General features: G+C 42.1%; 8 protein-coding genes. 3 read left to right on the forward strand and 5 right to left on the reverse strand.

Annotated elements, in window-relative coordinates; genetic code table 11:
- Positions 1-15 precede the first annotated feature (15 nt).
- Complete coding sequence (locus QNM18_RS25225) at positions 16-1,563, reverse strand: glycosyl hydrolase family 18 protein (RefSeq protein ID WP_284138767.1); 1,548 nt, start codon at positions 1,561-1,563, stop codon at positions 16-18.
- A 328-nt stretch (positions 1,564-1,891) separates the two neighbouring features.
- Entirely contained in the window at positions 1,892-2,791 is a 900-nt protein-coding gene (locus QNM18_RS25230; RefSeq protein ID WP_211010527.1) for a hypothetical protein, read from the reverse strand.
- A 423-nt stretch (positions 2,792-3,214) separates the two neighbouring features.
- Here QNM18_RS25230 and QNM18_RS25235 point away from each other — a divergent pair, with 423 nt between their 5' ends.
- From QNM18_RS25235 to QNM18_RS25245, 3 genes are all read left to right on the forward strand, one after another.
- Positions 3,215-6,787 (forward strand): amino acid adenylation domain-containing protein, encoded by a 3,573-nt coding sequence (locus tag QNM18_RS25235; protein ID WP_284138768.1) that lies wholly within the window; start codon positions 3,215-3,217, stop codon positions 6,785-6,787.
- Between the two features lie 317 nt (positions 6,788-7,104).
- On the forward strand, positions 7,105-7,398 hold the full coding sequence (locus QNM18_RS25240) for an energy transducer TonB (RefSeq protein ID WP_284138769.1): 294 nt from the start codon (positions 7,105-7,107) through the stop codon (positions 7,396-7,398).
- Positions 7,399-7,749: 351 nt separating this feature from the next.
- Positions 7,750-9,171, forward strand: coding sequence for a hypothetical protein (locus tag QNM18_RS25245; RefSeq protein WP_284138770.1), 1,422 nt, complete (start codon positions 7,750-7,752; stop codon positions 9,169-9,171).
- A 344-nt stretch (positions 9,172-9,515) separates the two neighbouring features.
- Here the strand turns inward: QNM18_RS25245 and QNM18_RS25250 are convergent, their stop codons facing one another.
- The 3 genes from QNM18_RS25250 to QNM18_RS25260 are packed head-to-tail and all read right to left on the reverse strand — an operon-like array spanning position 9,516 to position 13,038.
- Positions 9,516-10,829: a coiled-coil domain-containing 22 family protein gene (locus QNM18_RS25250; RefSeq protein ID WP_284138771.1), complete on the reverse strand. Its 1,314-nt coding sequence runs from the start codon at positions 10,827-10,829 to the stop codon at positions 9,516-9,518.
- On the reverse strand, positions 10,830-11,444 hold the full coding sequence (locus QNM18_RS25255) for an endonuclease (RefSeq protein ID WP_284138772.1): 615 nt from the start codon (positions 11,442-11,444) through the stop codon (positions 10,830-10,832).
- A 10-nt stretch (positions 11,445-11,454) separates the two neighbouring features.
- A complete protein-coding gene (locus QNM18_RS25260) occupies positions 11,455-13,038 on the reverse strand; it encodes a pentapeptide repeat-containing protein (protein ID WP_284138773.1) in 1,584 nt (527 codons plus the stop codon).
- Between the last annotated feature and the right edge of the window lie 474 nt (positions 13,039-13,512).

Consider the following 13,512-nt stretch of genomic DNA (forward strand, 5'->3'; position numbering starts at 1 on the left):
TTTCAATTTGATATGCTAATTACATGCACTAATAAACTGCCATACTTGCCAACGACCAGAGTACTGAGCAGGATGTTGGTTGTTTGAATACCACTTAGCTTCATATAAACGATTGTCGATGTGTACCTGATCGCCTTTGCGATAGACATCTTCCGCGCGCCAATTTGCAATGCCCCTACATGCACCAACGCCGTCGCCCGGGTTCGAATTACCTAACCATTGATTGCCAATACCATAGTTCATCGCGCTAAGAATATCGCCATTGTCCTGAGCGTACTCCCACGCAAATATGCCGCCTAGATTAGTGTTTAAAACATACTGGGCTTTTTTAATCACGCTGCTCGGGTGATCAAACCCAACAAAGGCGGTGTCACTTTCTCTCCAAGCGTAGTGGCAGTCGCAGTCTGCATCGTAACGAATGGTAAAGCCATTGATCCCTTGACCATTTTGGCCGATAACTTCATCAACAATACGTCGATATGTGCCAACACCTTCTTCATCCCACGGTTGCACAGCTTTCGGAAATAACCCAGACGCTTGTCCTCCAATAGGCGTACCAGAAGCACTTAGGCTAACACCATCAAAACCACGTGCATATTTGGCGACTCCCACAACCAGTTTATTGGCTGGGACGCTCTTGTTAAGCAGGTTTTGTACGCCTTGCATTACGCCATGTGACGCTGCCATGTTCGCGCTGTGCGCATCCAATGAAGTGTGATGCCCTATATTGTTTCTAGACCATCCACCAAAAAAGTCATATGTCATCAAAAAGATATAATCAAGATAAGGCGCAGCGCGTTCATAATCTATATTTCTAACGTTATTGGCGTGTGTCCCTATGGCACTTGTGATCGAGTACTTTCTGCCAAGCTCAGCTTCTAACACATCAAACGCAGCTCTTAAATCTTGCATCAGATCAGCATAGTGGCCGCCTTCCTCTGGTGTGTTGGGCCATTCCCAATCGATATCAATGCCGTCAAAAGCACGGTGCGTACGTAAGTAGTTAACGACCGATTGGACAAATACTTGTCTTGCTTGTGGATCTTTAGCCATGGGTGGAAACGTGTCTGAACCGCCCCAGCCACCGACCGAAGGAAGGATTTTCAGGTGTGGGTACTTTTGCTTTAGTTGCAAAAATTTAGACGCAAACTGTTTGTCTATTGTGGTGTCGTCCTCGGCGAGGACATAATCGGGTTTGTTGGCACACACTGTGGCGTCATTGGGGAGCTCTCCTGGCCCACAAGCTCGCAAAAAGGCGTATAAAATATGGGTCAAGTTATCACCTGGCACATCATCAATGGAATTTGGGTCTGACCAATTTGCGATATATGTACCAACAACTTTATTACTTGTTTGTTTAAACTGCTGGTGTGTGCCAGTAAACTCTTGATACTGTTCTTGCGCCCAAGAGGATTGGGTTGCTGACATCAACATAAGGCCAAACAAGCCCATGCTATTCAATTTATATACTTTCATAAGTATCCCTTTACATGTTTTGTCTTGGCAGGTGGCACTATTGTAAACGCCATCTACCGAATAATTACGGATCAATAACGCTGACATTAACTGCTCCTAGATCAGCTTTTTGAGGATATTTTATACAATTCGATTTGCCAAGTTGGACTATGGTCGAATAATTTATTTAAAAAGGGAACTAATCCACTTGATGAGGAGGTTGTCGTTTGATGAGATTTTTGTGTCTAAATAGCGGCCGTAGGAAGTGGTTTTGAAATCTAAAGGCAGTGTGAAGATGGGTTGACTAAGTGCTTACATTTATTTTGGTTTAATAGGTCGAGCGCGTTAAGAGCTCTGTATCAACAATTTCAGGTGATAAGGTGCTGAGTGATTTTATAGCTGCCGACAACGCGGCAGCAAATAATAATAAAAGGTGTCAATTCACTACACCAATTTTCTTTGCAAGTTGTTTGTACCCTTTGATGGTCTCCTTCACAAATTGTGTCACCGCACTGAGCGAAGCACTCGGAGTTAGGTCTTTCAATGAGGCCAAATCAACTAACTCTTCAACCTTGGCTTCATCTTTGCTGTAATACAACTGTTCGATTAAATGACCTTCCCCTTTTCCCTGTAAATGTTTCGCGCTGGCTACTTTCATCGAAGTCGCATAGGGATGAAGGTCAACTAGCATTTGTCCAAGGGCGATTTTATTTAAATAATTCTCGAGACTATCAGCATTCGGCACATTGACGTAATTGCTTGCAACTTCGCTATAAAAAGCTTGATAGTCTGAATTACCCATGGCAGCTGCTAATCCTGTATCGATATGGGGGTCATATAGCGCGCCCAGATCAGCCACTTTCAGCTTGGTAATGTTATTCATGATGGCGGTTCTTCTGAGACACACGCCCAATATTCTAGCGACGGTATGCGGGCCCTGCATACCACTGACAACGTCAAAAGAATACCGCGTTCTAGTTCGTTTGCTTTTTATTCTCAGTAGCAATTCATTGACCGCGCCTGCTGCATCCAAAGCTCCGGCTTTGAACAATTTACCAATTTCCTGGCAGTCTTTACTGTAGTCATTGGCACTGCCACCCCCTTTTTTGGTAAAAGAGAGCGCTTCTTGCAGGGAAAACAGTCGTTGGTTTAACACCGCAGCTCTGCCTGCATCTGGATCGCTGCGAGTTAGGCTTTGCCCTGGACTTTTCTTGGCATACAAGGCGCTGAGTTCATCACATGTGGCGTTGATGGATTCTTTAATTTCAGTAATGGCTAGAGTATCGTCGAGTTCATCAGGTAATTTGTAATGGTCGTAAAGTTTGGTCGATTCCATGTCATATTCTCGTAAACTAAGAGACGGAACATTGTATTTTGCTCATGATGATTGAGACTCGGGGAAATGGACGAAAGGATCGCGGTGCTATACGCCATTACTATTTGCGCCAGTTGCTAATTTTAATTGGTGACAACAATTCAAAACTCCACACTGGTTGGAGTCTCAAGCGCAAAGTCGAAATCTCTGTTTTGGGTAATAACACCACAACGCTTTATGAATCCTAATAATCACTAAATTTTTCTGACTTTTTTGGCTGTTGTTTAATGATTCTCTGTGATTACAAAAAATTAAGCAGAATTAAGTACATATATTAGAAACATCCAATTAACTTAAACGTATTTTACCTACCTTTCTGATACCTTTTATACCGTGTTTAAGAATAATTAAATCCATAACAAAAACCATAGAAGGAAACGTAAAATGCACAAGGTTAATAACAATGTAGCTGATCATATTGTAAGTGATGAGCATGAAACGATTTATGCCCTTATTAAGCGGCAATCACAGCAGGCCCCAGACAGTATCGCAATTATTGATGGGATTGAAGAAATCACCTATACACAACTCATGTCAGCTGCTGGGACAATTGCAGCGACCATTGAAGCCCGGAACATACCGCAGACCTCTCTTATTGCTGTGTGCATGTCGAGAAAGTGGCAATTAATTGCTGCAATGATTGGCATACACAAGGCCGGCTGTGCATACATCCCACTTGATCCAAGCTATCCAAAAAGCCGTGTGGAGTATATGTTGTCTCACTCGAAGGCACAGGCTGCTATTGTCGACAGCAGTGATACGGCTGCCCTTTGTGCAAATGTGGAAACCTGCATTAGTCTGAGTTCGCTTGATTTATTCCAACGTAGTGCTGAATCCAATCATTGGCCAAAATACAATGATTTGGCCTACGTTATTTACACCTCGGGTTCTACAGGAAACCCTAAGGGGGTGGCAGTTGAACATCAAAACCTCGTGGCTATGAGCCATGCTTTAAGTCATTTGTTCGGACCGCAGGAGTTAGAAGGGGTATTGGCTGCAGCGTCAGTGTGTTTTGATACATCCGTGATGGAGACTCTAGGCACCTTGTCTTTGGGCGGCACAGTTATTCTTGCCCAAAATGCGCTCGCGCTTACATCACTGCCTCATGCAAATAAAGTTAAAGCCTGTGTTATGGTGCCCTCATCGATGCAGGCAATACTCAATAGCGGGTCATTGCCAGAAAATATCGAATGTGTGGTATTTGGTGGAGAAGCGCTTAAATCTGCACTGGTTGATAAAGTGCACAATCTCAGCCCAAGGCCACGTGTGGTCAATGCCTATGGTCCCACTGAAGACACCATATTTTCAACGTTAAAAGACATTGCAGTGGGCGCAAAAACGATCCCAATAGGTCGACCAGTTGGCAACTCGGTCGCATACATATTGGATGACGCACTTCAGCCCGTCGGTCAGGGGGTGGCAGGGGAACTTTGTCTTGGCGGTGATAAGTTGGCAAGAGGATATTTAAATGATGACGAACAAACGCGCGCTCGTTTTGTTGAAGTACAAGTCGATGAACACACACCCAAGCAGAGACTCTACAAAACCGGTGATTTATGCTGTTGGAATGATGACGGAGACATTGAGTTTTTAGGGAGAATAGATCAACAGGTAAAGATCCGTGGGTTCAGAATTGAGTTGGGTGAAATAGAATCAAAGATCGAGTCACTACCATTTATTCGCGCAGCCGCCGTGAGCGCTGTAGAGAGTGGCTCAGGGCAAAAGTCACTCGTAGCATATTTGGTAGAGCAACAAGATGCGCCTAGCCATGAGGATTTAAAGTCGTTGCTTTTAACGCAGTTACCGAGTTACATGGTGCCGCAACTTTATATGTCTTTGGACGCACTTCCACTGTTACCCAATGACAAGTTAGATCGCAGTAAGCTACCCGATTTGGCCGAAGTAAGACGCGCAAGTCAAACTCACCAATTAGTTCAAAGCAAACACCTTAATCATGCGCAATTCTCCGAGACGATTTCACTTATTCAACAATCGGTTGCAGCATTATTGGGTGTCACGGATCTAACTTTGGTGAATCAGGATAACAGCTTTGAAAGTTTAGGGGTTGACTCGTTGAGTCTGATGGAGCTTGCAAGCAGAATAAACAGCGCGCTTGGTTCATCTTTGACTCCTGCTATCATTTTAACTTTTCCAACCCCCGCATTGCTTGCAAATCATTTATTGGCTGGTCATTCGCAAGCGCGGTTGAATGTAAATGAGGCTACACATGATGTAGAAACATTAAGCCAATTTCAAACCTTATTGCAATCCAGCCACCCGACATTCGGCTGTGCAAGTGTGCAAGCCTGGAGTATTGACGATAAAAGCGTGTTAGTTGAAGCGATATTAAGCATGGTCAACCAGTTACGACGGAACCCTTATGGCAAGGTGCTACACACGGGCAGCGCGTCTAGGGGTCTGATAGGTGACAGTTACAATGATGAACAGCAAGAATCCATAATTTGGTCCACTAACCTATATTTTGGATTTAATCGTGACCCGCATGTTATCGCGCAAGCCACTGATGCACTACAAACTTATGGCACAGGTATGGGGATATCGGCAGCTGCCACAGGCATGACAGGACAACATGTCGAGTTCGAAAAAGAGTTTGCCAAACTCGTTGGCAAAGACTGTGCTTGCCTTTTTCCAACAGGTTATACGGCAAATCTGGGCGCAATTTCTGGGATCCTTGGACCAAATGATGTTGTTGTGATCGACCAGCTTTGTCATGCCTCTATTGTTGACGGTGCTAGATTGAGTGGTGCAACTATTCGCACGTTTAAACACAATGACAAAGCCGACCTTGCAAGCGTTTTGGCACAGGAGCAATCTCCATATCGCACCACTTTAGTCGTATTAGAGAGTGTGTACAGCATGGGAGAGGGCATCGCACCAGTTGCAGAGATAGTAACAACTGCAAAGCAATATGGTGCGCTTGTTTTGGTAGATGAAGCCCACTCTTTTGGCTTCTACGGCGAGCGAGGTGCTGGCGTTTGTGCGCAACAGGGAGTTAGCGATCAGGTCGACTTTATTATGACGACTTTAAGTAAGGCGATGGGGAGTATTGGGGGAGTTATCGCAGCTAGTGAAAAGCATGTAAACCTGCTTAAATCGGCGTCGAGAGCTTATATCTTTCAAGCATCTATTAGCCCAGCGGATATTGCCGCCGCGCTGGCGTCACTGCGTATTCTACAGAGTGACGATGCAATGAGAGCGCAGCTTTGGGATCGTACACGTTATATGCGCAATAAATTCAAGCAAGCAGGTTTTGATCTTGGTACAGGCGATGGGCCAATAGTGACGCCTCACTTTGGAGACAAAGACAAGTTATATGCCATAGTTCAAAGTTTGTATCAACGAGGTGTGCAAACCTTGGCGGTAACTTATCCCATTGTTGAAAAAGGGCGTGGGCGTTTGCGGTTTATTTGCTCGGCATCACATACCTATGAGGATATTGATTATACAGTTAATGCGCTCATCGAAGCTGAGCAGGAAGTCAATGCGTATTTTGCTCAGCTTTCACAAAGTAGCAGTTATACAGCGGTAGAGGAGTTTGCTATCGCATCACTTAATTTTAAACGCTGGTTAGATGGATTCGTCCGTTATCTCAGGGCTTACCTACGGGGCAACACAAAGCAGCCTGAGTTAGCAGTTTCTATATGCCTTAACTCAAATGACCCCGCAGTTACTCTGGTGATAAAAAATGATCAAGTGGATATTCAGTGCGGTCAAAAGAGCAATTTAGCATGTTGTGAGTTGTATATCACAAGCCTACAGACTCTAGAGGCGCTAATCACGGGTAATGTGCAGGCTTTGCTTGAAGCTGTGTGTCAAAGTGGCTGTACTTTGAAAGGGCAGACAGAAGCGTTTATATGGTTTATGGCAAGGTTTATTGAGCAAAGTAGTAACCGCGCAAGTACTCACCAAAATCGCGAAGTAGCAGAGCTTATTTAGTTAATTTTCGATTCGATAAATGGGTCAAGTGGTGTGCTTTCTTGGCCCGCGTTTACACGCAGTAAGTTATACTGCCCCGTAAATGACATATCCGACTTATCATTGCTGATTTGATTTATTGCATGCTATGGAGCTGATATCTCGCTATTTTCTCAAGCTATTGTTCATTAAAATAGCGGCTCCTATTCCAAAAGTAGTTTAAAAATCGTGTATACCTTGGTCGTAAAGTGGTAATTTTCGCTTATTCATGGCAGATTGTTAGCCACTATTTTTTGCACTGATGATACGAGTGCGCGTTGTAAAAAGAAGAGGTCGTAGTGAAAGTTAGTTTAATATTGTCGTTAATCTTGATTTTATGCTCATGTGCTAGTTCAAGCGATAAGCAACAGGAAGCGATAGGGAATGGCTATGTTATTTTGTCTTTTGATATTAATGAGCAGGGCCAAACTGAAAATATTGAGGTTGTAGAATCTAGTCACGAGGGATTTTTTGATAATGAAGCAATAAATTCCCTTAAAAAGTGGAAGTACAGGCCTAAATTGGTTAATGGCGTACCAACTAAAAAAGAAAATCAAAAAGTTCAGCTCGAATTTGAAATAAAAAAAGATTAAAAGTGTAAATGCACTAGCTTGTTCAGTTTAAGTGAGAATAAACCAGTGCATCGCTCTTGTTGGCTTTGATTTATATAATTTAACCAATACAATGCAGGAGCTGCGCCAAAAATATGGTAGTAGCTTTTGCAAATTTTAAGCGAACCATGCTCATATAAACAGTATGCTGACTTATTAACCCACCTTTCATATTGCCTATTTTCAGAGCTCTAAAATACCTCTCTTATTTCGAGTAAAGTAATCGAAATCGCATCATTCTCCCCGAGTTATCCGTAGCTCAGCTGTGTACGCTAGCTAGTATCAAATGAAATACAAACCGTTAGGGTAAACTACAGAGAAGGTGCATTTATCATGGCTTTTAACACAAGTTGTTCAATATTGGGGACTGGCGATTCCAGCAGGGATGTAGAGCGTGAGGCTGACGTCATTTTTACCGCCGCGTTTATTGGTATGGTGAATTACCAAAATGAAAAAAAAGGGGGGCTGACGTGGCGAGTTGATATGGAGCCAAATACCGACCCTGTAAGTACAAAAATGCCCGATCGCGAAGCCAGAACCAAAGACGACAGGGCATCTATGAAAAGGTTAAATGACATATGCTCTAAAGTAAACCACTTGGTAAGAAGCTATGCAAAGAAGGATGTCGGTGGTGTTTCTTGGGGGTTAACACCTTCTTTTGACCGTGGTGGGATGATTTATGCGGGTTGTACTGCTGGGATTGAATACTCGAAAGTGGACCCCAATTATGCCAAGGTTGCATATAAGTATCTCACTGCACCACAAAAAAGCTCACAAGACGGCGAGCGAAAGGATGAAATGTATATTGGGCGTGGTGCCTACTGTGGCCTAGTAGTTGATGATGATGGGAATGCCGTTTCTGCTATGAGCACGATATGTACAGCTCTAAATGAAGATACTATAGATGTAGGGAATCGCTGGAAGCCAAATAAAGAAGCTGAGGTGCGAATATCTCAATATAAGAACAAAACAGATACCTGGGGAGTCATTGGAAACGAAAAGTTGCAGGAGACATTGCGTGAGCAAGGCATGCGCTTTTATCCAAGTGATCAAGATTTAAATTCAGACAAGGATATTGTCGGTTATACACATGGGATGATCCGCTGTATTTATGAGACCGAAAGAATCGGCCAAGGCACCGCATTTGAGATGTCTATTGGAAAAGATACATTCAAATTGGCCTCATGTGCCGCGTGTAGCTCATTTATGATGGCGAATAATGTCGACCCCTCTTCCTCTCACTTGGGTCGTGGTGAGTCTTGGGCACCTTACTATACAAGTGAGTCGCATAATGAATCTTGTTATAAAGATCACATAGAAGGTGGGATAGGAGAGGCAATTAAAAGGTGTAATAGCAAATATGCTGAATTCATGCATACCTGCTTAAACATAGGTGCCAAGGTGATGAATAACACGCTATCTTGGGTGAGTAGATCTCACGTAGCCGCACTAGAAAAGCTATTGCTAAAGCTAGAAGATTCAAAGAAGGATAACACAATAGCACGGGATCTTTTTTTAGATGCTATGACTTATCATAAAAGTGATGCTAAACGAATAGACGAAACACTAACGTATGGTTTGGACGAGCGAAGGTTTTGTGACGGCACCTATGACTGGTGTCAAAACCGCCAAACTGGCACGTCAGATCACCCAATGATTGGTTATATAAAAGGGACGTGGGAGACTTTTGAAAACCCGTTTACAGATAAAATGATCGAAGATTTGCACACCAATCCTGAGCCGCTCAGTGTTTAAGGGGGTCTCAAATATGACCCTGTACTTTAATTGTGCATTTCTACTCCCTCAAAATGCGGTTGCATAAAGGGTGGTCAATGTAGTTATGTGGCTAGTAATAGGGTGTTGCTAGTTGCTAAGCGCAGTGAGAATAAATATCAAAAAATGGAAGTTGATGGTTAACTTCCATTAAATTGATCAAGTTCTACCAGCCTAGACAATGCATACGATTTAGTCTGTGGAAGTGACTGTATTTAGATCGCACGTCAAAAATAGAGCTCAAAGTTATTGCTTCACAACACATTTAATAACTAGTAAGTACTGTGAAGCAAGCCATCTGTTCTTAAGCTACTTTCTTGATTAATTTATTTTTCACTTTCTGTTTCATTGGAGTCAGTCAACTTTTCGTGGCTTCTGCCTTTTTTGACATTTTTTGACACCAGTGAAGAGTTGTACTTGTTTTGTATTGTGCTTTTATTTTTCATGGGTGCAGGATCATTGGCTTGTTCAGTTGAATACCAATGCTCAAGAACACTCCGAGCATCCCATGAATCAAGATCTTCTTTCATTTGAAAAACAACCGGAATACTACCTATTAATGAGCCATCAGTAGGCAAGGTGTTTGAAAGACGATCAAAGTGAACATTGGTAAAGTGTTCCCAAATATGATCAGGGATGTCTTTTTGTGTAAACCTAATTTCTGGCTTAGGTACCGTTTTCTTCTTAGAGAGGATTAGTTTAACTAAATCACTGTCCAGCCTGTATGAGTAGTTGTAGTGTACATCTTCTCTATTGATCTCATCATGGGTTGGTTTTAAAACGACTGCGCCAGTTTCATCAAATTCTATTGTAAAAGCTGCTTTTTCAGACTTAAGTTCATTATTAACAGTATTGAGCCAATCAATTCGAGAGTCTTTAATATTATTCTGTAATTCAGCATTACTCTTTTTGAGCTGCTCGACTTCAGCCAATAATTCCGAGAGCCGACCATTTACTTTTTTTCTCTCTTGTTTGAGGTTTTCGTGTAATTTTACCTCCTCATCCCAGCCTGACTTATTTACCTTTGCATCTTCGGCTGCTTTTGAGCGTTCTTCTTTCAAAGCTTCATACTCAGAGGTGCTGGGCCTTTCTTTAAGTTCCGCTTGTATATTGTTAAAGGCCTCTTGAGTTGGTCGAGAGTCTCGTTCGATAGCTAACTTATCGTGCTCTTCTTGTGTTGGCCGGGAATCTAACTCATTTACTTGATCTTTCAATTGCTTAATTGATTTTTCGTGCGCTTCAATATCTGCATCATAAGCTTTTTTATCTGCTTTATGGCTGGCTCTAAGTATATCGAGCTCATCTTTCGATATTGGTTGTTCACCTTCGAGTTTGATCTGCAACTCTTTAAATTTAAAGTTAAGTTCTTTGGTAAATTTAAAGATATACATGTCTAAATAAGGCCAAACGAAGACATAAAACCCGGTTATCAATAACGGAAGTGCCAGTCGGTACCATTCAAATTTAGTATAGTAATTGGTTATGTTTGCTTGTTGTACATCCCAAGGAACATTGGAAAAGACCAGCAATACCATGTCTATATTCACGACAGCCCATGTAAAAATGAGTGTACCTAAAAAGGGGCTGGATAGCCGCTTGGCAAGCGTTATGGTTAGGAAGTCTCGAAACTCTTGAAACATTTAAATATTTCCTTTTACAAACTCATTGGTACGACCTTGAATTGCTTCAATGCGATCTTGTCTTTCTATTTCTGCAAGAGTTGGTGGATATTCAGTATGCCACTTTATGAGCAATGGCAACATGTCCTTATGTGGTAAATCATAGTAGTGGATCATGTATAACAAACTGCGTGCAACTTGGCCTTTAATTTCGTCTCTTGGCTCGACAATTGCCTTCTTACCCAATGTGCGCTCAAAGTTGCAGCTGTCGTTTTTAAAATAAGGATTCTTTTCTGGGATAACACCAAAGGGTAGGCCTTGTCGGCTTATTTTATAGCGTTTTTCTGCGGGCCATAGATTATGTAAGTCTGATGTCGCTTCACGGTATTTATCGTGTTTACAGCTTTTGCGTGACGTGCACTTTAAAGATTCGGCGATCCAAGTTGTGGGATATATGTGCTCAAGTGTTACCTTGTCACCTGCTTTTTTGGGTTTACCACAATAGAAAGTTTCATAAGCTTGATTGTATAGTTTTAGCCAGAACACTTTGTCGCGCACTTTTTTGTACTCAGATTCATCGGCAAAAGTCGGGGAGACCATTGCAAGCCCTGTTAATAAAAAAATGATATGTTTCATCAATTAATCCTTATATTCTGAACCTGTTACGCAGCGCAAGACCTATTAAAAACACCAGCGCTACAGATGCAAGAGATTGTACCCCAGCTACAGCAAACACCATGTGAGGGACATCCACAACAAGTTTACCGTCAATCAAGGTGCCGTAGAGTGCTTGTGAGGACTCTGTACGTGCATCTTTTGAACTCGGTATTATGGAGAACATTTGAGAAAAAGAAAATATGAGTGCATCAGAGGAAATTTCTTTGTTATTGGATGCTACTGCATATATTGGGGCACATACTAACCAGAGTAAAATGAGTGAGAGTATGGGCCGCAAAATACTTCGCCCATAATCGCCAAGCTTTTGAAATAGAAACTCAGTAAATAGCTGATGCCAAGGCGTTTCAATCCAGCGGCTACATTTCATTTCCTCAATATGTAGGTCTAAAGCAAGCTTATGATGTTTGTTACTTTCAGCCAATTCCTTAAGTCGTCTTAGCCGGTCTATATCTTGCCTATCTGCCGCAGTAGCTTGGGCTAACCAAGGGAATTTTTTCGCCATTATTCTTGATAGTTTTATCGCTTTTTTAGTGCTTGAGAACCTAAGTTGGGAACCAAGCCAAATCTGCCGTAACCCGATGAGAGTTTTTACAAATAACTTTCCTTTATTGCGCATTTTGGGTTTAACAGAGAAGTGGCTTAAGCTTAGCTGGTGGGAAAGTTTGGTATTGGTAAAGTCAGGAATGCAGTGGAACTCATTGCCATCCATGTCAACAGGGCCTTCAAAAGTCGTAAATTTGAAAGATAAGCCACTAATTTTATGTACTTTTACAAGGTTAGAAAATTCTAGCCGTCCTAGAATTTTGGCTGAAGCCAGACTTACATCGCCCTCGCCAAATTGTACATTGGAAAAGCCAATAGTACCCTCCCCAAATTGTGTACCGTAAAAGCTGACATCGCCTTGTTCAAACTGTGCGCCATCAAAGTAAACATCACCTGTACCAAATTGTGTTCCGTAAAAATTAACAAACCCTTGGCCAAATTGTGCACCTTCAAAGCTAACATTGCCCTCACCAAATTGCGCACAGTAAAAGTAAACATTGCCCCTACTAAATAGGGTGTTGTAAAAGTAAGCATCACCCTCACCAAATTGTGTAGAGTAAAAGTTAACGTCGCCCTCACCAAATTGTGCAAAGTCAAAGTTGACAATACCCTTACTAAATTGTGCTCGAGAAAAATCAGTATTACCTGGTCCAAATTGTGCACTGAAAAAGTAAGCACTACCATTACCGAACTGTGCGCCTTCAAAACTAATATCACCCTCACCGAATTGTGCACTGGAAAAGTCAACGTCCCCCTCTCCAAATCGCGCTCGATCAAAGTAAACATCACCTTTGCCAAACTGTGCACGGGAAAAGTTAACATGACCTTTTGGGAACATGTAACGCTCAAACGAAACCTTGTCATACTGCCTAAAATCAGCATCTTCAAAGCTGATATCGGCAACAGGGTTGTCTGCTACCCACTGATTCCAGACATCGACACCTTCTAGCCAAAGGTTTATCGCTGCTTGACCTTCGAGTATTGTCTTTTTGTTGTCATCTCTCGCCATGCGGTTTATTGCTCCTTGGAGTTGGTGGGGGCTAAATTTACGTTCCTTTTTCAATCAGGTCAATTTATGCAATTCGAATATCAATGGGGTCAGAGTCGTTGGTTTTCTGATATAACTCATCTACTGGTATGAGATTTCAACGCTGGAAAAGCAAAATAAAGCTGACATAAGAGAGGGCGGTATTTTTACTGACGAAAATAGCGTTAAAGGCGTATGTCTATACAGGTAACTTATTAAAATTATTAAGTAAGTGCACGTGATTCTCAATGCCTCTTATTTTCATAAATCAGCGAGTCATGAATTTATGCAGGTGCACCAAACAGTTTTAAGGAGAAAGTGATGAACCCTGCAATCAAAGGGTTAGGGGAAACGGTACTCAGAGTGCGTGATCTGGATAACATGAAAGGCTCTTATACTAATGTTATTGGTCTTGAACTTATCAAAAAGTTTCCAAAAGTCGCTTTTTTTAAAATC

Source organism: Pseudoalteromonas obscura, from assembly GCF_030135505.1.
Classification (GTDB): domain Bacteria; phylum Pseudomonadota; class Gammaproteobacteria; order Enterobacterales; family Alteromonadaceae; genus Pseudoalteromonas; species Pseudoalteromonas obscura.